The following is a 26,499-nucleotide window of genomic DNA, read 5'->3' on the forward strand; positions in this document are numbered from 1 at the left end:
AAGACCCGAAGTCAGTCCGTCGTAGGGTCAGACCCCCGACGGGAGGTGCTCACAAACATCATCTCTGTCCGTCGTGGTCCGGACCGCTGCTCCCGCGGCCTCACCCGTCCGCCGTTGGTCGCGGTCACCCACCTGGGGAGTACCCGGCCGTCGAAGTTGTCGAGCTGAGCGCATCGATACGAAGGCCGGCGCGGCAGCGCCGGCACCGCTGCGCCGTACCGCCGCGGGTGTGCCGCAGCAGGCGGGTTCGCGACCAGGCCTCGGCTGGCTCGGGACAACTCGCGACACTGGGCCGCCCCCACCCGCGATGTGGAGTCATCCTCAGTATCGGTCCCTGAGCCGCTGTAGCTCCGGCGGCGGTTGCTCGCCCGAGGGGCGCGCCGTTCCGCGGCTACACGCTGGTCTGCTCGGCTTTGCGGCGGCCAGCACGAGCGCGGGCGTCAGCTTCTGCCCCACCACGTTGACGAACAACGGTGCTGTGCCCGCGCGCACCTCGCGCACGGTCTCGTCGTGCAGGGCGAGCAACTGGCGGGCGCGGGCCAGGAGCCGGACGCCGGCCGGGGTGAGCGTCACCTGCCTGGTGTCCCGGTCGGGCAGCCTCACGCCGAGCCGCTCCTCCAACCGCCGGATGTCGCGGCTGACTGCCTGCTGCGCGACGAACAGCCGCCGTGCCGCCCGGCTGAAGTGCAGCTCCTCCGCGACGACGACGAAGTACCGCAGCAGCCGGAACTCCAGCTCGTCCGCCATGGCCAGATCCTGCCAGACCCGGGAGGCGCCCACGGTCTACAACCAAACTGCGTGGATCTTCGTGTTTCAGGTGTTGGACCGGGCCCGGCACGCGGGGAGAGGGTGAAGTCGCCAAGAAGCTTGACAGTGTTAGGTCTGACAAGACCATGTGCTCGAGAGTGCCGGGGCACCGGTGGTCGTCCGAGGGTTCGGGATGTTTGTTCGGCGACCGTCGACCGGACGGGAACAAGATCGAGGAGAGATAGGTCATGCGAGACGTCATTCTGTACATGTCGATGTCGCTGGACGGGTTCGTTGACAGCGACCGTGAGCACCCCGGGGTCGCGATCCCCGAGGGCGCCGAGCTCAAGCAGTGGAAGCTCGATCGCATCAGCAAGGCCGGTGCCCACCTCATGGGCCGCGTCACGTACCAGCAGATGTCGTCGTACTGGCCGCAGTCGGACGACGAGTACGCGGCCCCGATGAACGACATCCCAAAGGTCGTGTTCTCCAAGACGCTCAGCGACGCCGAGGCGACCTGGCCGGTCACTCAGGTCGCGCGCGGTGACCTCGCGGCCGAGATTGCCGCGATCAAGGCCGAGCCTGGCCCGGACGTGATCGTGTGGGGCGGTGGACGGTTCGCCGGCGCTCTGGCTGCGGCGGACCTGATCGACGAGTACCGCCTCTTGGTCCAGCCGTTGGTGCTGGGCACAGGACGGGCATTGTTCGACCAGCTGCCGGACTCGCGGCACATGAGCCTCGTCGAAGCCGTGTCGTTTGCCAGCGGCATCGTGGTGCACGTCTACCGGCCGCAGCGCACCTGAGGAGGGAAGGCACCGTGGGCAAGGTGGTGGCGCAGGCGATCATGTCGCTCGACGGGTACGTCGCCAAGCAGGACAACACCATCGGCCGGTTGTTTCGACTGGCTGCAAAACGGCGAGATCGAGATCCCGACTCCCGCCGGCGACTTCGACGTCCACCTGACCCCGCCGAGCTCGGAGCACGGGCGGCGGTGGGTGTCCTCACTCGGCGCACCGGTTTGTGGCCGGACGCTGTTCGAGGTGGCGGAGGGCTGGCAGGGTCGCCACACACTGGACGTCCCCGTCGTCGTCGTGACGCACCGCGTCCCCATCGACTGGATCGATGCACAACCCGTCGGTCTGCGTTCAGATGGCGGAGGCAGGGGTCGGCGACCGCCGGCGAAAACCCCCTCGGGCTTGTCCCGCGGACCCGGCAGTGGACGGCCGGGGAATTCGGCTCGCCCTGGCGAGCCGCCGGCCGGGAGCGGTGCCCGCGGGAGCATACGGTCCGCAGCCGACGCGGACATGGGCAAATATGCCTCGAAGCAACGCCACGACGGTGCGGCGACCCTGACCCCGAAGGTCCCTGGAGACTGGTGGTGCCATCCCTTGGCGGTCGCTCTCGCCGGGGGTTGAGGGGGTAACCGGGACCGACGGCGGATGGGTGAAACCGCGCTAGAGGTCGATGTCGGCGTAGATGCAGGCGTGGTCGGAGCCGGCGTGTACCGCCTTGGTCATCGTGTCGTAGATGGGCCAGAGGACGCCGCGCTTGCCGCCCCAGACGCCCTTGCGGAAGATGCCGCCGCCGGTCGTGCGGGCCCACAGCGACGGGGAGAGCAGCACGTAGTCGATTTTGTTGCGGGCCGTGCAGTAGCCGTAGGTGCCCGGCCGGCCGCCGTCGTCGAAGGCCGGGTGGGTGGAGATGTCGCGCAGGTCGGTGCCCTGGAGCAGTGGCGCCAGCGGCTCGCTCTCCGGGGTGTCGTTGAGGTCGCCGACCACCGCCACGTCGGTGATGCCCTCGGCGAGCAGGTCGCGGTAGATGGCGGCGATGCGCGTGGCCTGGCGGCGGCGGGTGGCGTCGGAGGCCACCTTGCCGCCGTAGCCTTTGCTCTTCAGGTGGTTGACGAGCACGACCAGGCGGCCGCCGGCCGGGGTGGCGAAGTGGTACTCGGGGCAGTCGCGGCTGAAGATCCGCCCCACCTCGTCGGTGTCGTCGACGTGGCTGCGCTGGCCGACCAGGGGATAGGCGCCGGTCGCGAGCACGCCGACGTCGATGCCGCGCTCGTCGTTGCCGTCGACGACCATGACCTGCGGGTATCGGGGGGCGCCGCCGACCAGCAGGCCCGCGTCGGTGAAGCGCTTGAGCGCGATGCGGTTTTCCGCCTCGATCACGCCGAGGATGTCGGCGCCGACGTCGTGGATGACCCGCGCGGTGTTGAGCATGCCCTGCTCGTCGACGCGGTCGGTGGTCAGCTCGACCCAGCCGATCCAGTCGCCGCGGCCCTTCGCCACCACGAACACGCCGTCCTTGCGCGAGCGGCGGAGCAGGCGGCCGCGGTTTTGCCGCAGGCGGGCGAACTTCGCCGTGTCGCCGTTGAGCAGGTCGAGCTTGCGCAGCACGCGCAGGATGTCCGCCTGGATGTCCGGTGTGTACAGCGGCTCTTCGAGCAGCTCGCAGATCTGCTCGTACGCCTCGAGGGCCGGGCGCCCGGCCGACCAGGTGCGCTGGTCGAGGGCGCGGGCCCGGTTGAAGAGGTTTTCGACGTTGTAGGTGCCGATCCGCACGACCAGGAGCGTAGACGGCGGGAGGGCCGGACCGCGTGGCCCGGCCCTCCCGGTTTCTCTAGTAGTTCGGCCGGAAATAGCGGGGCACGATGTACGCCACCGTCGAGGTGCCGATCTTGACGCCTTGGACGTCGGCGGCGCGGAAGTGGACGCCGCCCCAGATCCGGGCCTCGACGACCTCCTTCAGGGCACCGGAGAAGCTGGTGAAGTAGCGGGTCGTGCCGGTGGCGGCGCTGGTGGCGCTGAAGGACATCCGGTCGGTCCCGTAGAAGTACGCCATCATGCCCATCGAGGCGGACGTGTAGCAGGTGTGTCCGGACGTGTACTCGGGGAACGGCGGCGTCACGAGCAGCGGCATCCAGGCCGGGTCGGGAGCCGTCTGCGGGTTGCCGTCGCTCGCCGCCTGCTGGATCGCCGTCACCGGGCGCCAGTAGTTCCACTTGTACTTCTCGTAGTAGCAGGCGATCAGCGAGTCCGTCTCGGCCATGTCGACCATCGCGAACATCCGCGCGGCCTGGAGGTTGGTCAGCCCGTTGTTGACCGCGAGCTGGCGCTTGATCTCCCACTCGGTCAGCTTGCGGTCGTGCCACCACCTGGCCGAGTCGGTCTGGTCGGCGGTGCGGGTAGTGCTGTTGACCGCGCCGATGGCCTTGACCTCGTTGAACTCCCGGGTGTACTGGGCGCTGGTCAGCTTCGGCGGGGCGGGGACGGGGAAGCTGGAGTTCTTGGGGATCAGGAACGGTTTGACGTCCATCGTCCAGGCCCCGTCCGAGCCGAACGTCGGCGGTGTCGGCCGCCACGCGCCGGGCGTGGTGCCGGTTACCCACTGGCGCGGGCCGAACGCGCCGTCGTTGGTGCGGGCCACGATCATCGCGGCCGCCGTCTTCTGGCCGATCGCCGCGCCGGCCGTCTTCGGCGTGCCGTTGGGGATGCCGGCCATGAAGTTGTCGTACTTCGCCTGGATCGCCGCCTGCTGGGCCGGGAAGAGCCACTCGAGTGTGCGGAACGCCGCGGTCGCCACGGCGGCGTCGACCGACTCGGTGCCCGTCGCCGCCGGGGCACCGAGATACGGCTGGTACGGCTTGCCCGCGATCGCGTTGACCGCGTCGTAGATGGCGCCGTGCACGATCGCGAAGCTGCGGCCCTGCGCGTTGGGCGGCTGCTGCGCGACGTCCCAGATGGACTCCTGGGCGAGGGCGTCCCAGGTGACGACGGCGTTGGGCGTGGGCGCCGCGTTGGTGGTGGGCGCGGCGTTGGTGGTGGGCCCGGCCACCGCCGGCGCGCCCGGTGAGCCGAGGAGGAGCGTCGACGCGAGCGCGACGGTCGCGGCGAGAGCCACTCGCAGCGCCGTGCGGCGCGTCCGACCTCTACGTGTCATGAGTTCTCCTTGCTGTGCCCGCATTGGTCATGGTCATTTTGCTCATGCGAGGGTCAGTGGAGATCGTCCTCAGGAAACGCACTCGCTGTCCGCCAAAAGCGACTCTCTGTGAGGCATGGCCGTTCGGCTGGGTGTTGCGCGCCGTACGGCGTTCAGGCCCGCCGTACCGGCTGGCGCAGCAACGTACGGGGCGCCGGGTCGTCGAAGGCGGTCAGGTACACCTCGTGGTGCGGGCCGTCGACGGTGAGGCCGTGCTCGGCCATGAACTCCTCCATCACCTTCAGCGACAGGTGTTCCTCGCTGAACGGCCCCTCGTGCAGCAGCTCCACGCACTCGCCCTCGGTGACGGTGGCCAGCCGCACCCGGTCGACGGCGCGGCACGCGGCGCGCGTGTTCGTCGCCGCGCGTTCGAGCGCACCCTCGTGCGGGGCGTCCGCCAGCGGGAGCAGCACGTGCCAGCGCCACTGGTCGCGGGGCACCTGGAGGCCTGGCCGCTCGTCCTCGACCCACCACTGGCCTTCCAGCGGGCCGGGCGTGACGCCGAGGGCGGCGGCCACCGTGTACAGGGCCTGGACGGCCGCGGCGTGCTCGCCGCCGCCCGGCTCGCCCAGCCCGGTGACGCTGAGGTACGTGGTGCGGCCGTAGGTCGTGACGGTCGGTGTCATGGTCGGTCCTCCAACGGGATCATCAGGTGGGTGACGAGCTGCTCTGGTGCGGTGACGGCGGGATCGGAGACGTAGACCTCACGGATCGGCCCGCGCAGGGGGTGCCCACGCTCGGCGCACCAGGCGAGGACGGCGTGGGCGGTGAGGGAGATCTGGTCGTACGGGCCGACGTGGGTGGCGGAGGCGAAGGTGCCGCCGGGGAGGGTTTCGCCCGCGTTCACGGCTAGCGCCGCGCGGACCTCGAAGCTGTCGGCAAGCTCGATCGGGAAGAGGCCGACCAGCCACGGCGGGCCGTCGAAGGGTGTGGTGGCGAGCAGGCGGGCGATCGCCGCCGAGGTGGCACGGGCGACGTCGGCCGGCCCGGCCGCGGTCTCCCGGACCATCACCACCGGCCTGGCCGGCTCGGTGACCACCCGCACCGGCGTGGCCGGCAAACCCTCGGCCATCACCCGCTCCAGCGCCGCGAGTGTGCGCCGCCGCCGCGCCAGCTCGGCGTCGAGCGTCTCGCGTACCCCTTCCAGCGCGCCCGTCGTGCCCGCGAGCACCTGGGCAACGACGGGCAGCGGTACGTCCAGCGAACGCAGCAACCCGATCGACAACGCCTCGCGGGCCTGGTCGCGCCGGTAGTAGCGGTAGCCGGAGTCGGCGTCCACGTGCGCCGGCACCAGCAGCCCGAGCTCGTCGTAGTGCCGCAGCTGCTTGACACTCAACCGGCTCAACCTGGCGAACTGCCCGATCGGCAGAAGATCTCCGTTCACGCGGCCAAGCATGGACCCTCCCACTGGGGAAGAGTCCAGGTTCGTGGGTCTCGCGCGCTCGTCGCAGGTTCGTTTACAGGTCTCGGCGCATGCAAACGCGGGGCCAGCGGTCCAGCCCGTGTGCGGCTTCGCGTCGACGGATGGCCCGCAGCCCGGGGTGAGGTCGCTGTCGTGCAGGGTGACGAAGCCGCACCTGGTGTAGTACGGCGCGTTCCACGGCACGTCGGCGAACGTGGTGAGGGTCAGGGCCGGCACGCCGGTGGCGGTGGCGTATGCGGCGAGGTGGTCGACGAGCCGTCGCCCGATGCCGCGGCGGGCGCGGCGGGGATGGACGGATACCTGTTCGATGTGGAGGTTGCCGTCGACGACGTCGGCGATGAGGTAGCCGACCGGAACGTCGGTGGGGTCGGTGGCGACCCAGGCCCGACCCGCCTGGTGGTAGGCGGCGAGCGTGGTGAGCGGTAGAGGGTCGTCGTCGGCTATCTGTGGCATGCCGATGTCGCGGAAGCCTTCCCCGGCGGCACGCTCGATGTCGCGCAGGAGAGGCAGCTCGGCCTGACGGACCGCTCGGATGCGCATCGCGCCATTGTGTCCGGCGGCGGACTCGGGTGTCCGGGTATTAAAGCGGGTCGCGGTGCGGGGGCCTAGGTGTCGCGTTCGCCGTGTCCGGCACGGCTCGCGGCGGTCTGGCGGCCGTCGCCGGCCCGGGACCGCGGAACGGGCGCGGCTTCGACCGGTGATCCGCTCAATTTATTAATGCCACGATATCGTGGCATTAATTGCTGTTGGCGGCGAGAGGACCTGGTGCTCTTGGTGGCGGGGCGCGACGATTAATGGGTGTTAGTGGATGCGTTAGCCCAGCTCGAAGGCCTCGCGGCTGAGTGCGCTGACGTATCGACGTGGTCGCTTTCCGATGCCGCGCTCGTCGATTGTTTGGACACCATTCACCGCGTCGCGCAGACTATCGCGGCGGCGCAGTTGCATGTGGTTCGGGAAATCGATGGTCGTGGTCTGCCCGTCGCTCAGCACGCGTCCAGCACCGCGGTGTGGTTGCGGGAGCATCTGCGGATCAGCGTCCATGCGGCCAAGCGGATGCTCGACCTGGCCGCGGAGCTGGAGCGGCGGCCGGCCCTCGACGCGGCGCTGGCCGCCGGTGCGGTCAACGTCGAGCAGGCCGCCGTCGTCGCGGCCGCGCTCCAGCAGCTGCCCGCCGACCTTGGTGCCGAGCTGGTCGACAAGGCCGAGGCGGTGTTGATCGGCCAGGCTGGGCAGTTCGAGCCGACGATCCTGGGTAAGGCCGGCCAGCGGATCCTCGCCCACGTGGCACCGGAGATCGCCGACGCGGCCGACGCCGCGGCGTTGCGGCGGATGGAAGAGCGGGCGCATCAGGGCCGCGCGTTTCACCTGACCCGGCAGGGTGATGGCCGGGTCCGGGTGACCGGGTGGCTGGACGAGGCCGGCGCCGCCACGGTCAACGCCGCCCTGGACCCGTTGTGCGCGCCCCGGCACGATCACGGCGAGCCGCGCACACCCGCGCAGCGGCGCGCGGACGCCCTGGTGGAGGTCTGCGGGCTGGCCATCCGGACCGAGCAGCTGCCGGACAGTGGCGGGCAGCGGCCGCACGTGGTGGTCACCGTGCCCTACGACGGGCTGCACGAAAAGCTCGGCATCGGCCTGTTGGACACCGGTGGCCGGCTCAGCGCCACCCAGGTCCGGCAGCTGGCCTGTGACGCGCAGCTGATCCCGGCCGTGCTGGGCAGCGACGGCCAGGTCTTAGACGTGGGGCGGGGGCGGCGGCTGTTCACCGGGGGGTTGCGGCAGGCGCTGGAGCTACGCGACCTCGGGTGTGCGTTCCCGGGTTGTGATCGGCCGCCGCGCTGGTGCGACGGGCACCACATCCGCCCCTGGGTGGACGGCTGGCCGACCAGCGTCGACAACGGCGTGCTGCTCTGCGGTCACCACCACCGCATCATCCACCGTGGACACTGGGTGGTGCGGCTCGGCGACGACGGGCTGCCGGAGTTCATCCCACCGGCCTATGTGGACCCACAGCGACAGCCCCGACGCAACCTCTACCACCTCAAGACGTGAGGCGGGCGGTGTCGCGCAGGTGGTCGAAGATGAGCTGGTCGACCGGAGATACGCGCGGGCGATCGCGGTGTGTCAGCCAGGCGATCTCCTCGATCTCGCTGCTCGCCCCCAGCACTCCGGCGTACTCGGCGGTGTAGCAGGTCATCCGCACGAGGGTGCCGGTGGCGTGTCCGTGTGCCTGGGCGTGGAAGGTGCCGAGGTGCTCGGAGCTCGAAACCGCGATGGCCACGTCGAGCTCCTCGCGGACCTCCCGGACCAGGGTGTCCATGTCGCTCTCGCCCGGCTCGCGTTTGCCGCCGGGCAGGTAGTACACGTCCTTGCCTTTCGAGCGGGTGCTCAGGACCGCGCCACCCGCCAGGTGGATCCACGCGATCTTGTCGATGACGGTCACGTGGACATCCTCGCGCCCCCGGGCGTCGGTCAGACCGGGGCCCCATGCCCCGAGCCGGGTCGACACCCGCGGACCTCTCACGTCATCGCGGTGGACAGCAGCGCTCCCGGGAGGATTACGCGGCTCGCTGGGAGGGGCGGCATGTCTCCGGGGTCGGCGGAGCCCGCGACCGCCCAAGCTCGCTCGACCGCCGCCACCAGCGGGCCGACCCGGTCGTAGGCGCGGGCACCGCGGGAGCGGCTCCGATCGAGGTCGTTGCGGCGCCAGGCGCCATCGGACGTGCGGCGTTCGGCGTTGGCGAGCGGGCGCAGCCGGCGTTGCAGGCCGTACTCCAGACCCAGCCCGACGTCCACTGGAGACATTTCGCCGATATCCGCGGCGGCGGGCAGCTCGGGCCAGGTCGTGACGACTACCCGATGCCACACCTCGGGTGGGAACGTGTTGGCCAGGTGGTGGCTGTCGCCGATCGGCAGGTCGTACAGCCTGCGTCTCGCGTCGAGAGTCTGGCCCAGGTAGACGAGGCCCCACTCCAGCCACACCCCGTACACGGCCGGTCCGGTCGCGGCGCCGGCGATCTCCCGGCCCAACCGGTGGCGGAAGGCGGACCTGGCGTAGCGCCACTCGCGGGCGGCGGCCTCGGTGCGGGTCAGGTGGATCAACGCCCGCCGCCATGCTTCGAAAGCCGTGCCGGCGTCGTGGGCGTCCGGTTGGTTCATGTGACGACCGTAGGCGGCGGCGCGTGGTCCCGCGCGGGCGCCCGGCGTGGCTCACGGGCCTCGATCAGCCCGGCCCAGCAGGGCGGTCAGTTGCTCGCGTTCGGCGCCGCTCCAGTCGGCAAGGACGCGGCCGTACAGGTTGGTGCGGGCGGTGGGCCCGGCGCACCCCGAAGAGGCGATCGGCGAGGCCCACTACGCCAACGAGACTAGGCGACCAGCACGTACACCGGTGGCGCCAGCACCACGCCCGCGATCGCGCCGGTGACCACCTGGGCGGGGGAGTGGTCGCCGAGGCGTACCCGGGACCAGGCGACCAGGGCGACCACGACGAACAGTGGCGTCATCCACTGGCCGAACGCGATCACCAGGGTCTCCGCCGACGCCGCCGCCACGGCCGCGTGGGCGCTGAGCCGCCAGGCTCGGTTGACGGCGGTGACCACCACGCCGGTCGTGAGGAGCACGACCACGACGGCGGTCAGCGGGCGAGGCGCGCCCAGCGCGGCCAGGGCGCCGATGCCGGCCAGGCAGGAGGCCAGGCCGAGCGGGAGGAAACCGCGGCCGCCGGCCCGGACGATCGCGTACGGCACGGCCGCGGTGAACAGTGCCGTGAGCAGCGCCCAGAGCACCCCGGCGCGCAGCGAGTCGGCGCTGCTCAGCGCGAAGCCCACCACCATCGCCGCCGCCAGCACGGCCGGCGCGAACGCCTCCGTGACCGTCCGCGCGAACCGGTGGTCCGCACCCACGGTGACGCCGTCCGCCGTCATGCCCGTACCTCCCGCACCCTAAAACGTTTCACCAGCACACCCCGTACGGATAGACGACACGTCGACACGGGGTCGACGGCATAGGCTCGACCACGTGGAGGTGTCCGCCGCGCTGGCCCGCGCCCGGGAGAGCCACCGCCGCCAGGCGTGGGCGGACACCTGCGCGCACTACGCCACTGCCGACGCCGGCGAGACCCTCGGCATCGACGACCTGGCCCGCTACGGCGAGGCCACCCAGCTGCTCGGCCGGGGCGAGGAGGCGGTGCGGCTGCTCCAGCGGGAGTACCGGGCGAGGGTCGAGGCGGGCGACGTCGCCGGCGCGCTGCGGTCGGTGTACTGGCTGCACGAGACGCTCGCGATGCGCGGCGAGTTCGCGTACGCGGGCGGCTGGCTCGCCCGCGCGACCCGCCTGGCCGACGGCGCGCCCGACTGTGCCCAGCGCGGCTACCTGCTGCTTCCCGAGGCCGAGGGGCGGCTGCGCGCGGGCGACCACGGCGGCGCGTTCGAGACCGCCACCGAGGTCCGCGAGCTGGCCGAGCGCTGCGGCGACCCCGACCTGCTCACCGCCGCCACCCACGTACAAGGGCTGGCCCGGGTGCGGCAGGAGCGGGTCGACGAGGGGCTGGCGCTGCTCGACGAGGCGATGGTGGCCGTCGCGTCCGGGGAGGTCAGCCCGCGGATCGCCGGGTCGATCTATTGCAGCTTCATCGCGATCTGCCATGACCTGCACGAGGTGCCGCGGGCGCGGGAGTGGACGATGGCGCTCAACGCCTGGGTCGACGGCAGCCCCCGCTTCACCGGCGGCTACTCGGGCATCTGCCTCATCCACCGTTCCGAGCTGCTCCAGCTCACCGGCGACTGGCCGGACGCGGCCCGCCAGGCGCGTACCGCCTGCGAGCGGCTCACCCAGGGCTTCGGCGAGATGCTGGCCGGCGCGGCGTTCTACCAGCTCGGTGAGATCCACCGGCTGCGGGGCGAGGTGGCCGCGGCCGAGGAGGCGTTCCGGCAGGCCAGCCGCTACGGCGCGGACGCGCAGCCCGGCCTCGCCCTGCTGCGGCTGGCCCAGGGCCGGCTCGACGCCGCCGCGGGCGCGATCCGCCGGGCGCTCGCCGAGACGCCCGACCGGTTGACGCGGGTGCGGCTGCTCCCGGCCGCCGTCGAGATCATGCTCGCTACCGGTGACGTGCCGGCGGCCCGCGAGTGCGCCGCCGAGCTCCACGAGATCGCCGAGGCGTTCGGGCGGCCGGCGCTGCACGCCCGTACCGGATGCGCCCGCGCGGCCGTCGCCCTCGCGGAGGGTGACGCGGAGACGGCGCTCGCGGCGGCCCGCCCGGCCTGGCGGATCTGGCGCGCCCTGGACGCGCCCTACGAGGCGGCCCGCGCCCGCGTGCTCGTCGCGCGGGCCTGCGGGGCGCTCGGCGACGACGACACCGCGGCGATGGAGCTGGAGGCGGCCCGCGAGGTGTTCGCGCGGCTCGGCGCCGAGCCGGACCGTGCCCGGGCGGCCGGGCGCCCGCACGCCGGGCTCAGCCCCCGCGAGATCGAGGTGCTCGGGCTCGTCGCCGCCGGCCTCAGCAACCACGCGATCGCGAGCGAGCTTGTGCTCAGCGAGAAGACCGTCGCCCGCCATATCAGCAACATCTTCACCAAGCTGGGCGTCGGCTCCCGCACGGCCGCCGCCGCGTACGCGTTCGCGCACGGGCTGGCGTACGCAGAAATACCCATGCCGGCCGCTCCCGGGTTGCGGAGTTCGCCCGAAGCGGGGGCGCCGCCGGCTCCATAGCGTTTCCGGTATGAACACCGAACGCATCGAAACCGTGATCATCGGGGGCGGCCAGGCGGGGCTGAGTACCGGCTACCACCTGGCGCGGCGGGGGCGGCCGTTCCTGATCCTCGACGGCAACGCCCGCGTCGGCGACAACTGGCGCGGCCACTGGGACTCGCTGCGCCTCTACAGCCCGGCCCGGTACGACGGCCTGCCCGGCATGCCGTTTCCCGCGCCGGCCTGGTCGTTCCCGACCAAGGACGAGGTGGCCGCCTACCTGGCCGCGTACGCCGCCGAGTTCGACCTGCCGGTGCGTACCGGCGTCCACGTCGACCGCCTGGTCCGCCACGGCGACCGCTACCTGGTGGTGGCCGGCGAGGAGCGGTACGAGGCGGACAACGTGGTCGTCGCGACCGGCACCTTCGGGCGGGCGCCGCGCGTGCCGGACTTCGCGGCCGGCCTCGCGCCGGAGATCCGCCAGCTGCATTCCAGCGAGTACCGCAACCCGGCCCAGCTCGCCGAGGGTCCGGTGCTCGTGGTGGGCGCCTCGCACTCGGGCGCGGACGTCGCCTACGAGGTCGCGGCCGCGCACCGCACGTACCTGTGCGGGCGGGACACCGGGCAGATCCCGTTCGCGATCGAGGGGCGGATGGCGCACGCGATCTTCCCGCTGCTGTGGCAGATGTGGACCCGCGTGCTCAACCTCCGCACCCCGGTCGGCCGCAAGATGCGCGGACACGTCCGCGCGCACGGCGGGCCGCTCCTGCGGGTCAAGCGCGCCGATCTCGCCGCCGCCGGCGTGGAGCGCGTCACCGATCGCATGACGGGGATACGGGACGGGAAGCCCGTCGTCGGTGACGGCCGGGTGCTCGACGTGGCGAACGTGGTGTGGTGCACCGGCTTCCGCCAGGACTTCAGCTGGATCGAGCTGCCGGTCGTGGGGGAGGACGGGTGGCCGCTCGACGAGCCGGGCGTGCCGGGCCTCTACTTCACCGGACTGGCGTTCCAGCGGGCGTTCAGCTCGATGCTGGTCGGTGGGGCGGGCCGGGACGCGGATCTCGTAGCGCGGAGTATCGCGGCCCGATCTGTGGTAGCCATGGTGTGATCCGTTCCCGGGGGAGGGCCCTTGACCCAGCCGCTGCCACACCGCTGGCGGGCCCTCTGGGTCACCCTCGTCGCCGGGTTCATGACGCTGCTCGACGTCAGCATCGTGGCGGTGGCGCTCCCCTCGATGCAGCGCGAGCTGGGCGCCTCACCCGCATCGGTGCAGTGGGTGGTCTCCGGGTACGCGCTCACCTTCGGTCTCACCCTCGTCGCGGCGGGGCGGCTCGGCGACGCGGTGGGGCGGCGGCGGATGTTCCTCGTCGCGCTCGCCGCGTTCATCCTGTGCAGCGCGGCCGCGGGAGCCGCGCCGTCGATCGAGCTGCTGGTGATCGCGCGGCTGGCGCAGGGCATCGCGTCGGGCAGCCTCGCCCCGCAGAACTCCGCGCTGATCCAGCAGATGTTCGGCGGCGCCGAGCGGGCCCGCGCGTTCGGCTTCTTCGGCGCCACCGTCGGCATCTCCACCGCCATCGGCCCAGTGGTCGGCGGCCTCATCCTGGCGGTGGCGAGCTGGCCGTGGATCTTCTTCGTCAACGTGCCGATCGGCCTGGCCGCGTTGATCCTCGCCGCCCGCCTGCTGCCCGGCTCCTCCCGCGCGGCCGCGGGGCGGGGGCATCTCGACCCGGTCGGCGTCCTGCTGCTCGGCGGCGGGGTGCTGGCCGCGATGCTGCCGCTGGTACAGGCCGAGGACGGCGGGCTGCGCACGCTCTGGTGGCTCTTCCCGGCCGCCGCGGCGCTGATCGCCTGCTTCGCGTGGTGGGAGGCCCGCGCGGTACGCCGCGGCCGCGAACCCCTGCTCGACCCGCGGCTGCTGACCGGCACGCCCGGGTACGCCGGCGGCATCGCGCTGGGCACGATGTACTTCGTCGGGTTCAGCGGCATCTGGCTGGTGCTCGCCCTCTACTTCCAGGAGGGGCTCGGCTGGTCACCGCTGCATTCCGGGCTGGCGGTGACCCCGTTCTCGGTCGGCTCGGCCGTGGCCGCGGTAGTCGCCGGCCGTCTTGTCGACCGCCTCGGGCGGCGGCTGACCGTTTTCGGACTCGTGACGGTAGCGGTAGGCCTCGTCGCCACGGCGTTCGTCCTCCGCTGGGCGCCCGCCTGGGCGGTCGCTCCCGCACTGCTCATCGGCGGCGTGGGCAGCGGCCTGGTCATCTCGCCCAACGTCACGATGACCCTCCGCAACGTGCCGGTGAGCATGGCCGGCGCCGCCGGTGGCGCCCTCCAGACCGGACAACGCGTGGGCGCCGCGGTCGGCACGGCGCTGCTGCCCGGCCTGTACTACGTCGTGCTCGCCGCCACCGGCGAGGACCACGTCGCGGTGATGGTCGCGGTGTGCGCGGCGGCCGGCGCCGTGATGGTGGCGCTGCTGATCGCGGGCGCGGAGTGGCGCGCCGACCACCGCCGCCCCGAGCCCGACACCCGCCCGGACACGCACGCCCACATCACGTCCGCCTGAGCGCCACAGGACGGACCGGACGAGGCGGGGCGGGGCGGCGATAGGCTGCGGGCGTGGAGAGGGTGACGGTCGACGGCCAGGACTTCGTCGTGCGGGCCCGCGCAGGCGAGCCGGGCGTCTACGACTTCGAGTGGCTGACCGGGCCGGCCGGATACGGCTTCACCGTGGCCAGCTCCGACCGCTCCGCCCTGGGCCTCCCGGAGGCGCGGGAGGCGATCCGCGACTTCCTCGCCCAGGTCGACCCCGCCACCGGCTACATCGAGTAGCGGGTCAGCAGTACTCGTAGTGGTAGGCGGCGTCGCCCGTCGGGGTGACGTCGCGGTCGCGCAGGATGACCGAGACGCGGGCGCCGTGGTCGGTGCAGGCCTCGCGGTAGGCGTCGGTGCCGTTGTCGGTGTACTCGATCTCGTAGAGCCGGTCGCCGTAGGCCGCGGTGTACGCGTCGCACTCGTCGTAGACGGCGCACTCCTCGGCGATCGCGAAGTCGAAGCCGATCCCGGCGTCGCCGAGCTCCGGGGTGTTCTTCTGCCCGATGGCCAGGCCGTGCGCGTGCGCCGCGCGGACCAGGAGGCGGGCGTAGGCCTCCGCGTCCGCCCGCGACAGCAGCCCGGCGGAGCGGGTCCAGGAGTCCAGGTTGTCCGGCTCGACGGCCTGGTATCCGCGGTCGGCGCAGTCGGCGAACCAGCCGCCCACGATCCCGGCCACCGCTTCGCGCCGCGCGGGGTCGGCGATGTCCAGCAGCCGCTCGCCGGGCCAGTCCGGGTCTTCGACGTGGCGGCCGCCCGCGTCCTTCAGCAGCAGCGTGGGATGGTGCGCCTGCCACCACGCGTTTTCGCCCGGCTGGGTCTGGAAGGCGTTCACGTAGCAGATGTTGTAGCGGCCGGGCACCGGCGCGGCCGCGCGGTCGCGGTCGACGACACCGACCGCGGCGGCGGGTGGGTACACGCCGCCGATCTGGTAGTCGAAGACCGCGTTGGCCGGCGGCGCCCGCCAGGCACCCGAAGACGGCAGCGCGGACGGGAGCGACGGCCGCACTGCCGCGGGCGACGGTTGCGCGGACGGGGCCGACGGGGACGGCGACGGAGCCGCGCCGGAGCAGCCGCCGAGCCCGCACATGGCCAGCACGGCGATCACTGGCACGCCGATCGGGCGCATGTCCTCACGCTAAACGAGGGGCGGGCCGAAGCCCGCCCACTCGCTCGTTTCGCTCGCTCGCGCTCAGCCCACGTGGACCGGGGCCAGCGCCGGCGCGTCGTCGGTGACGCCGTCCTTCGTCGTGTCATGCCGGGTGTTGCGGATCAGCAGGAACGTCACCAGCGTCGACGCCGCCAGCAGCACCGCGCTCACCGTGAACGCCACGTTGTAGCCGTGGACGGCGCCGAGCGCCGCGGACTCGGGGCCGTGGTCGGTGATGTAGCCGGTCACCGCGGTCGTGAAGACCGTGTTGAGCAGCGCCACACCGAGCGAGCCGCCGATCTGCTGGGTGGTGTTGACCATCGCGCTGGCCACGCCCGCGTCGTGGTTGTCGACGCCGGTGAGCGAGGTGTTGCCCAGCGGCACGAAGACCAGCGCCATGCCGACCGCCATGATGACCAGGGCGGGGAGCATCAGCGTCAGGTACGACGAGTCGATGCGCAGCTGGGTCAGCCAGATCATGCCGCCGGTGGCCAGCAGGCCGCCGACCGTCATCATCGCCCGCGGCCCCACTCTCGGCAGCAACGAGCTCGCCGCCATCGCGGTGACGATCAGTGCCAGCGAGAACGGCAGGTACGCGATGCCGCTGCGCACCGGCGAGTAGTGCAGGGTGCTCTGGAAGTAGTACGTCATGAACAGGAACATGCCCATCATGCCGGCGCCCAGGAGCACCGAGACAAGGAACGAGCCACCCCGGTTGCGGTGCAGCACCACGCGGAGCGGGAGCAGCGGGTTGCTCGTCCGCGACTCGAACACCACGAAGCCCACCAGCAGCACCGCGGCGATCGCGAAGAACACCAGCGTCACCGCCGACGACCAGCCGTCCTCGGCCGCCTTGGTGAACGCGTACACGAGTGCGACGAGGCCGCCGGTCGCCAGGATGGTGCCGGGGATGTCGTAGCGCGTGTTGCCGTGCGCCTTGCTCTCCCGCACGATCGGCACCGCCAGCGCGAACGCGATCAGCGCGATCGGGATGTTGACCAGCAGGGTCCAGCGCCAGCTCGTGTAGTCGGTGAGCACGCCGCCGAGGATCAGGCCGATGGTGGCGCCGACGCCGGAGATCGCGCCGAAGACGCCGAACGCCTTGGCCCGATCCTTCACGTCGGTGAACGTGACCGTGATCAGCGAGAGCGCCGCCGGTGCGAGCAGCGCGCCGAACACACCCTGGAGGGCGCGGGCGGCGAAGAGCGTGCCGGCGTTGGCGGCGATGCCGCCGAGTGCGGAGGCGCCGGCGAAGCCGATCAGGCCAATGAGGAAGATCTTGCGCCGGCCGACGTAGTCGGCGATCCGGCCGCCGAGCAGCAGCAGGCCGCCGAACGCCAGCGTGTAGGCGGTGACGATCCACTGCCGGTTGGCGTCGGAGATGCCGAGATCCGCCTGCGCCGACGGCATCGCGATGTTGACGATCGTGCCGTCGAGCACGACCATCAGCTGCGCGATGGCGATGACGAGCAGTGCGAGCCACCGCTTCGGATCGACCGCTTGGCCGCCGGCCGTTGCGTCCGCCCCCGTGGCGGTCTGTTGAGACATGTCGATACCCTTTCGGAGGGGTCGAGGCAGCGGTGTCGACTGCGTTTTCTGGGTGCCTTCGAGAGGCTAAAGATCGCCTCCGACAGATTCACTCCGTTTAGGCGCCAAAGGTGTTGACCATCACAGCGGCTGGCTCAGGGGAAACCCGGGGATGTAAGCCAAGGGATCGGTCTGGGAAAGCTCCGGATGTGCGTCAGCCGTGAACCACGGGAGTCTGTAACGCGTACCACAGAAAACATCCCGAGGCGGTGAGCACAGTGACCGAGAACATGCGGGCCGAGGCCCTGTTCGCCAGTGACCTCCAGCCCTCCGACCGGCCCACCGACGCCCAGGTGGCCCGGGCCATCCACACGAGCCTGCTGGTACGCGGCGGTGCGGCCGGATGCGCCGCGGCCATGGCCGCCGAGTACGGCGAGCACCCCGAGAGCGCGGCGCTGCGCATGCGGTGGGCGCTCACGGTGGCGTCGCGCGGCGCGCACGCGCTGGCCGCCTAGCCGGCCGCGGCCACCCGGCGCCGCGCCTTCGCGAGGACGCTCTCGGGGAGCGCGCCGGCGGCCAGGAGCCGCGGCAGCAGGTCCGGCTCCAGCGTCAGCGCCCGAAACGTCAGCCCGATCGTCACGTCGTGGTCCGGCCGCTCGACCACCTCGACCGGATCACCGGCCCGGATGTGGCCCGCCCGCAGCACCCGCAGGTAGGCACCCGGCGCCGCCCGCTCCGTGAACCGCTTGATCCAGCCGCGCTCGTCCATCCAGTGTGCGAACGTGTTGCACGGGATCCGCGGCAGTGACACCTCCAGCAGCACCTCCGGCCCGACCCGCCAGCGCTCGCCGATCAGCGCGCCGGTCACGTCGAGGCCGCGGGTGGTGAGGTTTTCCCCGAAGACGCCGCCGGCCAGCGCGCGGCCGAGTATGGCGCCCCACTCGTCGAGGTCTTCCCGGGCGTACGCGTAGAGCGCCTGGTCGTCGCCACCGTGGTGGCCGCCGTCGAGGATGCGGTCGCCGACCGCCCCACTGCCGAGCCCGGACCCCCTGGGCCCGGGCGCGCGCAGCTCCACCGGTCCGTCGACCGGACGCTTGTCGATCCCGGTCACGCCGATCCGCGTGGCCGGGCTCGACCGTGGGACACCGAGGTTGACCGAAAGCAGCTCCGCCACCCCCCGACTCTATGCGGAGCCGCCGCCGGCTTTATGCGTTGTACCGCCTGCGTCCCCACCACCGGCTTTATGCGTCGCCGCCAGCGGAGCCGCGCAGCCGCAGGGTGATCGCCGCCAGGACCAGGAAGACGACCGCGCCGGCCGCGCCCACGACGTTCACCCCGGAGGTGAACGCCACCTGCGCCGCGTGCAGCAGCTCGGCCGCGGGCACCGGGGGCAGGCCCGCCGCCACGCCGGCCGCGGCCGCCACGCTCTCGCGGGCCGTGTCGACCGCCTCGGCCGGTACGGCCGCCGGGGCGTGGAACCTGTCGCGGTAGACCGCGGTGCCGAGCGTGCCCAGCGTGGCGATGCCCATCGCGATGCCGAACTCGCCGCCGGTCTCCATGAGGGAGGCGGCCGAGCCGGCCTTCTCCGGCGGCGCCGAGCCGATGATCACGTTGGCCGCGAGGGCCATCGGCAGCGAGATGCCCAGCTGCGCGATCACCAGCCCGCCGATCAGCAGCGGGGTGCCGTCGCCCGGGTCGATCAGCAGGTGCAGCGAGAGGCCGAAGGCGGCGAACACGAGCCCGCCGGCCATCACGTAAGCGGGGCGGAAGCGGGCGCCCAGCCGCGGCGCGACGAGGAAGCCGGCGGCGATCGCCACGTTCTGCGGCACCAGCCACAGGCCGGCGTCCAATGCGGACAGTCCGAGCACCGCCTGGAGGTACATGCTGGACATCAGCGACACCGCGGCCATCACCACGCCGGTCAGCAGCATGACGCTCAGCGACGCGCGAAACGCGCGGTACCCGAACAGGCGCAGGTCGAGCAGCGGGTCGGCGAGGACGCGCTGGCGGCGCACGAAGGTGGCGCCGAAGGTGAGCCCGACCACGACGGCGCCGGCGGCGACCGGGTCCCACCCGCCGCGGGCCAGCTCCTTGAGCCCGTAGATCACGGGCAGGATCGCGGCCAGCGACAGGCCGACGCTGACCAGGTCGAGGCGGCCGGCGCCGGGCGTGCGGTACTCGGGCAGCAGGATCGGGCCGACCACCAGCAGCAGCGCCATGAACGGCACGCCGAGCAGGAACGCCGAACCCCACCAGAAGTGCTCCAGCAGCGCGCCGCCGACCAGCGGGCCGACCGCCATGCCGCCGACGAAGCAGGTGAACCAGACGCCGATCGCCGTGCCCATCTGCTGGGGATCGGGAAACATGTTGCGGATCAGCGCCATCGTCGACGGCATCAGCGTCGCGCCCGCCACGCCGAGCAGCGCGCGGGTGGCGATGAGCATCTCGGCGCTGGTCGAGTACGCGGCAACGACCGAGGCCACGCCGAACGCCGCCGCGCCGGCCAGCAGCAGCCGGCGCCGCCCGATCCGGTCGCCGAGCGTGCCCATCGTGACCAGGAAGCCGGCCAGCATGAACGAGTAGATGTCCAGGATCCACAGCTGCTGGGTGCCGTTCGCGCCGAGGTCGGCGGTGACCTGGGGGAGGGCGAGGTAGAGGACGCTCACGTCGAGCGAGAGCAGCAACGTGGGCAGGGCCAGCACGGCCAGCCCGATCCACTCGCGGCGCCCGGCGCGTGCCGGTGCCGGGGTCGAAGTGGCGGTCATGGTGTCCATCGGTGATGCTCCGTCCGTGTCGGGGTGCTCCTGACATCCCGACGGGCGGGTCACCGCGAATTCGACAGCTCGGCGAGACGAGTTTTGAGAAATTCGCGTTCGGCCTCGTTGTCGGCCAGCTCGAGGGCCGCCTCGTAGGCGACCGCCGCCTCGCCGGCGCGACCCAGGCGGCGCAGCAGGTCGGCCTTGGTGGCCGGCAGGTAGCGGTAGCCGGCCAGCCGCTCGTCGCCTTCCAGCGCGGCGAGGTCGGCGAGGGCGGCCTCCGGTCCCCGTACCATCGAGACCGCGATCGCCCGGTTGAGCGCGACGACGGGTGACGGCCAGGCGGCGAGCAGCGCGTCGTAGAGGGTGAGCACCTGCGGCCAGTCGGTCTCCGCGTAGCTCGGCGCGGTCGCGTGCAGCGCCGCGATCGCGGCCTGGAGCCCGAAGCGGCCGCCGCCCCCGCGCAGCGCCGCCACGACGAGGTGGTGGCCCTCCTCGATCGCGTCGCGGTCCCACCGCGAGCGGTCCTGGTCTTCCAGCCGCAGCAGCCGCCCCTCCGCGTCGACCCGGGTAGCCCGCCGCGCGTCGGTGACCAGCAGCAGCGCCAGCAGCCCCTTCACCTCGCGCTCGTCCGGCATCAGCGCGAGCAGCATGCGGCCCAGGTCGAGCGCGCGGGTGGCCAGGTCGGCGCGGGTGAGGCTCGCGCCGGTCGGCGCGGTGTGCGCGGTGGTGTAGAGCAGGTGGATCACCGTCAGCACCGCGTCCAGCCGCGCCGGCAGCTCGGCCGCCGCCGGTACCCGGTAAGGGATGGCCGCCGCGGCGATCTTCTTCTTCGCGCGGGTGATCCGCGCGGCCATCGTGGGCTCCGACACCAGGAACGCGCCGGCGATGTCCGGCGTGGCCACCCCGCACACCAGGCGCAGCGTGAGGGCCACCTGCGCCTCGCGGGCCAGCGCCGGGTGGCAGCAGGTGAAGACCAGGCGCAGGCGGTCGTCGGGGATCTCGCCGCCGGCCGGCTCGGCCTCCGTGCCTTCCGTGCCCTCCCTTTCGATCAAAAGCGGCATCTTGGTACGAAAGAGTTTGTCCCGCCGGAGCACATCCAGTGCCCGGTTTCGGGCGGCGGTGGTGAGCCAGGCACCGGGGTTGCGTGGGACTCCGTCCCGGCTCCACGTGTCGAGGGCGGTCACGTAGGCGTCCTGCACGCACTCCTCGGCGACGTCGAGGTCGCGGGTGACCCGCACCGTCGCCGCGAGCACGAACGCCCACTCCCGCCGGTGCGCCTCCGCGACGGCCCGCTCGGCTGCCTCTCGACCCACACCGCACAATGTAGGGCGTGCCGCCGCCCCCGGATCTCACCGACGTCGAGAAGGCCCTGTGGGACGGGTTCGCCACGGGCACGCTGGTCGATGCCGCCGGCGCCTCGGTGCGCGCCTCGGTCGTCGCCGACCTGCTGCGCGAGGAGGCGCCCGGCCGGGCCGCCGCCGTACACCTGCGCGGCGGTCGGGTCACCGGCCGGCTGCGGCTGGCGTTCGCCGAGGTCACCCACCCGCTGCTGCTCGAAGACTGCGACTTCGACGACGTGCCCGACCTGTACTGGGCGCGCATGTCGCACACCAGCTTCGCCGGGTCGCGGATGCCCGGGTTCCTCGGCTCCAACGTGCGCGTCGACGGGCACCTCCAGATGAGCCGCTGCACGGTGAGCGACGGGGTGCGGCTGCCCGGCGCGCAGATCACCGGCGGCCTGCTCGTCGCCGACGCGGTGCTGGGCGGCAGCGCCTCGGAGTGGGCGCTGTACGCCCGCCGCGCCACCATCGGCGGTGACCTCGTGCTGACCGGCACCAAGCTCGACGGCGGCCTGGCGCTCACCAACGCCCGGCTGGGCGGCACCGCCGACCTCGACCGCGTGCGCATCACCGCCGCGCCCGCCGCGCACGCCATGGACGCCGACAACCTCGCCGTCGAGGCCGCCTTCTACTGCCGGTGGGCCGAGATCCAGGGCGAGGTGACGCTGCGCCACGCGCGGGTGGCGGCCGCGCTCTCGTTCAGCCGCACGGTGCTGCGCAACCCCGGCGGTGTCGCCCTGCGGGCCAGCCGCGCGACCCTCGAGGGCGGCCTCTACCTGCACGACGGGTTCACCGCCGAGGGCCAGGTGCGGGTGCTGAGCGCCCGCGTCGTCCGCACGCTGCGGCTCGACGGCGCGTCGCTGCGCCACCCCGGCGGGATCGCGCTGCACGCCGACTTCGCCACGATCGAGGGCATGCTCGACGGCCGCGGCGGCCTCACGATCGACGGCGAGACGAGCCTGCTCGACGCCACCGTCACCGGGCCGGTCCACATGGAAGGCGCCCACCTGCGCAACCCCGGCGGCGCCGCGCTCACCGCGCACGGTGTGACGGTCGGCGCGCTGTTCAACCTCTGCCACGGCTTCGTGGCCGAGGGCCGGGTACGCCTCGCCGGCGCCAAGGTCGGCAGCCGCGTCTGCTTCGACGACGCGACCGTCCGCGCGCCGGGCGAGATCGCCGTCTCCTGCTGGCGGCTCGAGACGCCCGAGCTGGCCCTGCGCTGGGCCACCGCGCCGGAGGGCACGGTCGACCTGCGGTACGCGACGGTCGGCATCCTCCGCGACGACCCGCGGACCTGGTCGTCCACGATGGACCTCGACGGCCTGCGCTACGACGTGCTCGAACCGTCCGGCGACGACTCCCGCCTGCCCTGGCTGGCCCGCGGACCGAGCGGCTTCCGCCCCCAGCCGTACGAGCAGCTGGCCGCCGTCTACCAGGCCCTCGGCGACGGCCCGCGGGCCCGCACCGTGCTGCTGGCCAAGCAACGCCGGCAGAGCGCGGTCGGCGCCTGGTACGCCCGCGCGTGGGGCACCCTCCAGGACGTCACCGTCGGCTACGGCTACCGCCCCCTGCGCGCGGCCGGGTGGCTGCTCGCGCTGCTCGTGGTGGGCACGGTCCTGCACGCGAGCTTCCGCCCCGAGCCGGTGGAGGATCCCGCACCCTCCTTCCAGCCGGTGATCTACACGCTCGACCTGCTGCTGCCCATCGTCGACCTGGGCCAGGAGCGCGCCTTCCAGCCGTCGGGAGGCCAGCAGTGGCTCGCGTACCTGCTGATCGCCGCCGGCTGGTTGCTGGCCACCACCATCGCCGCGGGCCTGACCCGCTCGCTGCGCCGGGCGTAGACCCCGCTCGTCGACCCTCGCGCGCAAGCCCGCGCGTCAACCCTTTGGAGGAGAGCTTGAGCAACGCCGACACCGTCATCGCCGCACTCCGTACCGGCCACGACAGCCTCGCCGCGTTCACGTCCGGGCTGAGCGACGACGACCTGGCCGGTCCGTCGGGCGCCGCCGAGTGGGACGTCTCCGGAGTGCTCAGCCACCTCGGCAGCGGCGCGGAGATCGCCCTGGCCGTCCTCGAGGCCGCCCTGGCCGGCCGGCCAAGCCCCGGCGGCGACTTCAACCAGTCGGTCTGGGACCGCTGGAACGCGATGACCCGCCGCGAACGCGCGGACGGGTTCCTGCGCTCGAACGACGCCCTGACCGCCCGCTTCGAGTCGCTGGACGCCCGGACCCGCGAAGACCTCCGGATCGACTTCGGCTTTCTGCCCGCCCCGGCCGACGTCGCCACGGCGGCGCGGATGCGCCTCAACGAGGTGGCCCTGCACTCGTGGGACGTGCGGGTCGGCTTCGACGAGCACGCCGCGGTGGCGCCGGAGGCCACCGCGGTGCTGCTGCACGCGGCCCCCGAAACGCTCGCCTGGGCCAGCCGGCCGGAGGTGCTCGACGGCCACAAAGCCGTCCTGCGGGTGACGACGACGGAGCCCACGTCCGTCTTCGCGCTCCACCTGGTGGCGCCGATCAGCGTGGACCTCACCGCACCGGACTCACCCGACGGCGAGATCACCCTGCCCGCGGAGTCGTGGCTGCGCCTGGTCGCCGGCCGGCTCGCACCCGAGCACACCCCGGCCAGCGTCACCACCTCCGGCGCAGCCGACCTCGACCTGCTGCGCCGGCTGTTCCGCGGCTACTAGCCGATCGCCTTCCCGCGGCGCGGCCGACAGGCGTGAAGCCGTTACCAGCTGATCGCCGTTCCCGGGGCGCGGCCGACACGCGTGAACGGGAACATATCGGGCAACGCCCGACCGGAGCGCCCGCGGCGGTGTAGAAACCTAGGGGTGAGTTCTCCGTGGTGTGGCGCGTGTGACCCGCACTCGCGCATCGACCCGGAGGGGCAGCCCTGCGCCGCCTGCCACCCGTCCGCCGCCGTCTCGGTGGAGGAAGCGCGGCGGTGGTGTGGTGAGTGCCATCGCCGCACCCGGCTCACCGCCGATGGGCGGAGGTGCCAGCGGTGCAACCCGCTCGCCGGGCGCGACGACGACCCGTACCGCCGGCGCGCCTGGTGCGGGCGGTGTGACAAGCGCGACCGGATGGTGCGCGACACCGACGGCGTGCGCAAGTGCCGGGCCTGCCACCCGCTCGGCCGCCCGCCCGCGCAGTGGCCGATGCACGACGTCCCGGATGGGTACACCGAGCAGCTCATGGCCTGCGAGTGGCTCTGCTACGTCTCGCCGACGCTGCGCCGCGCGGGCAGCGACCGGCTGCGGGTGTTGCTCCAGCTGTGGTTCGAGGCGGGCTGGACGCCGCGCGACGTGCTCTACGCCCTCGACCACCTGCCGACCGGCGAGACGCAGCCGGGCGAGATCCCCACGGCGGCGGCCGACCCGAGGACGACCGAGGCGTACGTGAAGCGCCGGCTGCGCGGCTGGCTCGACGGTGACGACGGGCCGCTGCCGCCGGTCAACAGGCAGATCGCCGACAACAGGCGCAAGGTGGTCGCGGCGCAGGAGGCCGCCCGCGAGGAGTGGCTGCGGCGCAGCCGGGTGGCGGTGCCGCCCACCCTGTCCCGGGGCGCGGCGCAGGCGCGGCAGGTGGCCCGCGACGCGGCCGAGCGCAACAGGCGCCGCCGCCGCGCGGCCGACGACCGGGAGCTGCTGCGGCGGGGCGAGGAGCTGGCCGCGGGGCAGGAGGTGTCGGCGCGCTGGCGGGAGCTGCTGGCCCGCGAGGCGCAGCCGCACGTCGAGGAGCCGCCGCCGGGCGTGGTGCCACCCGCGCCGCCGGCCGGAAACGACCGGTTACGGGCCGCGCTCTCGGCGCCCACCCAGATGATCAGCCTCTCCACGCTCGGGGAGTCGCTGCGCGGGCGCCGTCCCAGCCCCAGCCCCCGCCCGCGATAACCCCGGCTGTCGCCCGCGGCTCAGGCGCCGGGCAGCAGGCGGTAGCCCATGCCGGGCTCGGTGAGCAGGTGCCGCGGGTGCGCGGGGTCGTCCTCCAGCTTGCGACGCAGCTGCGCCATGTACTGGCGCAGGTAGTTGGTCTCCCGCGTGTAGGTGGGACCCCAGACGCGTTCCAGCAGAAGTCGCTGGCTGACCAGCTTGCCGGGGTTGGCGGCGAGGATCTCGATCAGGTGCCACTCGGTCGGCGTGAGGCGGACCGGGCTGCCGTCCGCGGCGTTGACCACCCGGTCGGCCAGGTTGACCGTGTGCTGTCCGATGTGGACGGTGGGTGACCCGCCGCCGCCCGCGCCGACCCGGCGGGTGACCGCCCGGATGCGGGCCAGCAGCTCGTCGACGCCGAACGGCTTGGTGACGTAGTCGTCGGCGCCGGCGTCGAGCGCGGCCACCTTGTCGGTGCTGCCGGCGCGGCCGGAGAGCACGATGATCGGCGCCTCGGTCCAGCCGCGCAGGCCGCGGATCACCTCGACGCCCTCCATGTCGGGCAGGCCGAGGTCGAGCACGACGAGGTCGGGGTGGCGGCTGGCGGCGGCGTGCAGCGCGCTCGCCCCGTCGGCGGCGGTGTCCACCTCGTACTCCCGGGCGCGCAGGTTGATCCGCAGCGCGCGCACGATCTGCGGCTCGTCGTCGACGACCAGGATCCGGATGGGCACGCACCCCATCATGCCGGGGTGCGGGGCGTCCAGCGGGCCACCACGGCCGCGACGACCGACACGAGGTACAGCTGGCCGGTCAGCGCCTCGGCGACGACGACGGCGCGGGCGGCGTTCGAGGCGGGCACGATGTCGCCGAAGCCGACCGTGGTGAGCGTGACCACGCTGAAGTAGAGGAACGCCGAGGCGTCGTCGACCCGGTCCACACCGGTCAGGTAGGGGCCGCCGAGGATCGCGGCGACCATCTGGTGGAGGCTGGAGAAGAGCAGCGCGAGCAGCAGGTACGTGGCGAGCGCCCCGGCCACCGCCTGGATGTCGACGCGCCGGCGGCCGGCGACGGTGCGGGCCGTGGCGGCGATCGTCGCGCACACGAGCAGGAAGGTGGCGGCGCTGCTGAGGCCGGTGGCCAGCCGGGTGCCGCCGGCGGCGACCGCGACCGCGCTGACCGCGACCGCGCCGACCGCGCCGGCCAGCGCCGCCCGGGCCCAGCGCCGCGGGCCGGCCAGGCGCACCGCCAGCATCAGCGCCGCGCCGAGGACGAGGACCCGCAGGGGTACCGCCGCGGAGCTCCGCCCCACCGCGATGACCAGGATGTAGAGCAGGACGATCGCGGCCAGCAGTGCGCCGAAGCGGGGCGTCGCGGGACGATCCACGAGCAAAAGGGTACGGACCCGGGCCCGCGGACAGGCCAGAATGGGG

General features: G+C 72.9%; 25 protein-coding genes. 10 read left to right on the forward strand and 15 right to left on the reverse strand.

What is annotated here, in order from left to right; all coding sequences use genetic code 11:
* Positions 1-321: 321 nt before the first annotated feature.
* On the reverse strand, positions 322-747 hold the full coding sequence (locus ACTMTJ_RS43840; RefSeq protein ID WP_441224856.1) for a LysR family transcriptional regulator: 426 nt from the start codon (positions 745-747) through the stop codon (positions 322-324).
* 248 nt (positions 748-995) lie between these two features.
* On the opposite strand from ACTMTJ_RS43840, the gene ACTMTJ_RS43845 reads away from it, so the two are divergent.
* On the forward strand, positions 996-1,550 hold the full coding sequence (locus ACTMTJ_RS43845) for a dihydrofolate reductase family protein (protein WP_441224858.1): 555 nt from the start codon (positions 996-998) through the stop codon (positions 1,548-1,550).
* A 651-nt stretch (positions 1,551-2,201) separates the two neighbouring features.
* On the opposite strand, the gene ACTMTJ_RS43850 is transcribed toward ACTMTJ_RS43845, so the two are convergent.
* The 4 genes from ACTMTJ_RS43850 to ACTMTJ_RS43865 all read right to left on the reverse strand — a co-directional run bounded on the left by ACTMTJ_RS43850 (position 2,202) and on the right by ACTMTJ_RS43865 (position 6,691).
* Entirely contained in the window at positions 2,202-3,311 is a 1,110-nt protein-coding gene (locus tag ACTMTJ_RS43850; protein ID WP_441224860.1) for an endonuclease/exonuclease/phosphatase family protein, read from the reverse strand.
* Positions 3,312-3,369: 58 nt separating this feature from the next.
* A complete protein-coding gene (locus tag ACTMTJ_RS43855) occupies positions 3,370-4,689 on the reverse strand; it encodes a phosphatase PAP2 family protein (protein ID WP_441224862.1) in 1,320 nt (439 codons plus the stop codon).
* A 152-nt stretch (positions 4,690-4,841) separates the two neighbouring features.
* Complete coding sequence (locus tag ACTMTJ_RS43860; protein ID WP_441224863.1) at positions 4,842-5,354, reverse strand: GyrI-like domain-containing protein; 513 nt, start codon at positions 5,352-5,354, stop codon at positions 4,842-4,844.
* Positions 5,351-6,691 carry a GNAT family N-acetyltransferase gene (locus tag ACTMTJ_RS43865; RefSeq protein WP_441224865.1) on the reverse strand — a complete coding sequence of 447 codons (1,341 nt, stop codon included), beginning with the start codon at positions 6,689-6,691 and terminating at the stop codon, positions 5,351-5,353. Before ACTMTJ_RS43865 ends, ACTMTJ_RS43860 begins: the two co-directional genes overlap by 4 nt.
* A gap of 264 nt (positions 6,692-6,955) precedes the next feature.
* Here ACTMTJ_RS43865 and ACTMTJ_RS43870 point away from each other — a divergent pair, with 264 nt between their 5' ends.
* Positions 6,956-8,203, forward strand: a complete 1,248-nt coding sequence (locus ACTMTJ_RS43870) for a DUF222 domain-containing protein (RefSeq protein ID WP_441224866.1) — start codon at positions 6,956-6,958, stop codon at positions 8,201-8,203.
* On the opposite strand, the gene ACTMTJ_RS43875 is transcribed toward ACTMTJ_RS43870, so the two are convergent.
* The 3 genes from ACTMTJ_RS43875 to ACTMTJ_RS43885 form a co-directional block, all read right to left on the reverse strand.
* Positions 8,193-8,594: an NUDIX hydrolase gene (locus tag ACTMTJ_RS43875; protein ID WP_441224867.1), complete on the reverse strand. Its 402-nt coding sequence runs from the start codon at positions 8,592-8,594 to the stop codon at positions 8,193-8,195. The genes ACTMTJ_RS43870 and ACTMTJ_RS43875 overlap by 11 nt on opposite strands.
* 77 nt (positions 8,595-8,671) lie before the next feature.
* A complete protein-coding gene (locus ACTMTJ_RS43880; RefSeq protein ID WP_441224869.1) occupies positions 8,672-9,310 on the reverse strand; it encodes a hypothetical protein in 639 nt (212 codons plus the stop codon).
* Positions 9,311-9,516: 206 nt separating this feature from the next.
* On the reverse strand, positions 9,517-10,074 hold the full coding sequence (locus ACTMTJ_RS43885) for a phosphoesterase PA-phosphatase (protein WP_441224871.1): 558 nt from the start codon (positions 10,072-10,074) through the stop codon (positions 9,517-9,519).
* A 94-nt stretch (positions 10,075-10,168) separates the two neighbouring features.
* On the opposite strand from ACTMTJ_RS43885, the gene ACTMTJ_RS43890 reads away from it, so the two are divergent.
* Genes ACTMTJ_RS43890 through ACTMTJ_RS43905 form a run of 4 tightly spaced genes read left to right on the forward strand, consistent with a single transcriptional unit; the run spans position 10,169 to position 14,662 of the window.
* Positions 10,169-11,857, forward strand: coding sequence for a LuxR C-terminal-related transcriptional regulator (locus ACTMTJ_RS43890; RefSeq protein ID WP_441224873.1), 1,689 nt, complete (start codon positions 10,169-10,171; stop codon positions 11,855-11,857).
* A 10-nt stretch (positions 11,858-11,867) separates the two neighbouring features.
* A complete protein-coding gene (locus tag ACTMTJ_RS43895) occupies positions 11,868-12,944 on the forward strand; it encodes a flavin-containing monooxygenase (RefSeq protein ID WP_441224874.1) in 1,077 nt (358 codons plus the stop codon).
* A 21-nt stretch (positions 12,945-12,965) separates the two neighbouring features.
* Complete coding sequence (locus tag ACTMTJ_RS43900) at positions 12,966-14,396, forward strand: MFS transporter (protein ID WP_441224876.1); 1,431 nt, start codon at positions 12,966-12,968, stop codon at positions 14,394-14,396.
* A 53-nt stretch (positions 14,397-14,449) separates the two neighbouring features.
* Positions 14,450-14,662, forward strand: a complete 213-nt coding sequence (locus ACTMTJ_RS43905) for a hypothetical protein (RefSeq protein ID WP_441224877.1) — start codon at positions 14,450-14,452, stop codon at positions 14,660-14,662.
* A 4-nt stretch (positions 14,663-14,666) separates the two neighbouring features.
* On the opposite strand, the gene ACTMTJ_RS43910 is transcribed toward ACTMTJ_RS43905, so the two are convergent.
* On the reverse strand, positions 14,667-15,551 hold the full coding sequence (locus ACTMTJ_RS43910; RefSeq protein WP_441224878.1) for an endo alpha-1,4 polygalactosaminidase: 885 nt from the start codon (positions 15,549-15,551) through the stop codon (positions 14,667-14,669).
* A gap of 63 nt (positions 15,552-15,614) precedes the next feature.
* Positions 15,615-17,120 carry an MFS transporter gene (locus ACTMTJ_RS43915; protein ID WP_441224879.1) on the reverse strand — a complete coding sequence of 502 codons (1,506 nt, stop codon included), beginning with the start codon at positions 17,118-17,120 and terminating at the stop codon, positions 15,615-15,617.
* 248 nt (positions 17,121-17,368) lie between these two features.
* Here ACTMTJ_RS43915 and ACTMTJ_RS43920 point away from each other — a divergent pair, with 248 nt between their 5' ends.
* Positions 17,369-17,614, forward strand: coding sequence for a hypothetical protein (locus ACTMTJ_RS43920; RefSeq protein ID WP_441224880.1), 246 nt, complete (start codon positions 17,369-17,371; stop codon positions 17,612-17,614).
* On the opposite strand, the gene ACTMTJ_RS43925 is transcribed toward ACTMTJ_RS43920, so the two are convergent.
* The 3 genes from ACTMTJ_RS43925 to ACTMTJ_RS43935 form a co-directional block, all read right to left on the reverse strand.
* Positions 17,611-18,273 carry an MOSC domain-containing protein gene (locus tag ACTMTJ_RS43925; RefSeq protein WP_441224882.1) on the reverse strand — a complete coding sequence of 221 codons (663 nt, stop codon included), beginning with the start codon at positions 18,271-18,273 and terminating at the stop codon, positions 17,611-17,613. The two genes, ACTMTJ_RS43920 and ACTMTJ_RS43925, sit on opposite strands and share 4 nt — an antisense overlap.
* A 67-nt stretch (positions 18,274-18,340) precedes the next feature.
* Complete coding sequence (locus tag ACTMTJ_RS43930; protein ID WP_441224883.1) at positions 18,341-19,873, reverse strand: MFS transporter; 1,533 nt, start codon at positions 19,871-19,873, stop codon at positions 18,341-18,343.
* A 50-nt stretch (positions 19,874-19,923) separates the two neighbouring features.
* The gene (locus tag ACTMTJ_RS43935; RefSeq protein ID WP_441224902.1) at positions 19,924-21,111 is read right to left on the reverse strand and encodes an RNA polymerase sigma factor; all 1,188 of its coding nucleotides are present in this window, start codon (positions 21,109-21,111) and stop codon (positions 19,924-19,926) included.
* A gap of 77 nt (positions 21,112-21,188) precedes the next feature.
* Between ACTMTJ_RS43935 and ACTMTJ_RS43940 the strand changes: the two genes are divergently transcribed.
* The 3 genes from ACTMTJ_RS43940 to ACTMTJ_RS43950 all read left to right on the forward strand — a co-directional run bounded on the left by ACTMTJ_RS43940 (position 21,189) and on the right by ACTMTJ_RS43950 (position 25,090).
* A complete protein-coding gene (locus ACTMTJ_RS43940; RefSeq protein ID WP_441224885.1) occupies positions 21,189-23,039 on the forward strand; it encodes a hypothetical protein in 1,851 nt (616 codons plus the stop codon).
* 56 nt (positions 23,040-23,095) lie between these two features.
* Entirely contained in the window at positions 23,096-23,887 is a 792-nt protein-coding gene (locus ACTMTJ_RS43945; protein ID WP_441224887.1) for a maleylpyruvate isomerase family mycothiol-dependent enzyme, read from the forward strand.
* A 144-nt stretch (positions 23,888-24,031) separates the two neighbouring features.
* Positions 24,032-25,090 carry a hypothetical protein gene (locus ACTMTJ_RS43950; protein ID WP_441224888.1) on the forward strand — a complete coding sequence of 353 codons (1,059 nt, stop codon included), beginning with the start codon at positions 24,032-24,034 and terminating at the stop codon, positions 25,088-25,090.
* A gap of 20 nt (positions 25,091-25,110) precedes the next feature.
* Here ACTMTJ_RS43950 and ACTMTJ_RS43955 read toward each other — a convergent pair whose 3' ends face one another.
* Both ACTMTJ_RS43955 and ACTMTJ_RS43960 read right to left on the reverse strand, forming a co-directional pair.
* On the reverse strand, positions 25,111-25,800 hold the full coding sequence (locus tag ACTMTJ_RS43955) for a response regulator (RefSeq protein ID WP_441224889.1): 690 nt from the start codon (positions 25,798-25,800) through the stop codon (positions 25,111-25,113).
* 8 nt (positions 25,801-25,808) lie between these two features.
* Positions 25,809-26,453, reverse strand: coding sequence for an ion channel (locus ACTMTJ_RS43960; RefSeq protein ID WP_441224890.1), 645 nt, complete (start codon positions 26,451-26,453; stop codon positions 25,809-25,811).
* Positions 26,454-26,499 lie beyond the last annotated feature (46 nt).

It is taken from the genome of Phytohabitans sp. LJ34 (genome assembly GCF_052068095.1).
In the GTDB taxonomy this organism is placed as follows: Bacteria; Actinomycetota; Actinomycetes; order Mycobacteriales; family Micromonosporaceae; genus Phytohabitans.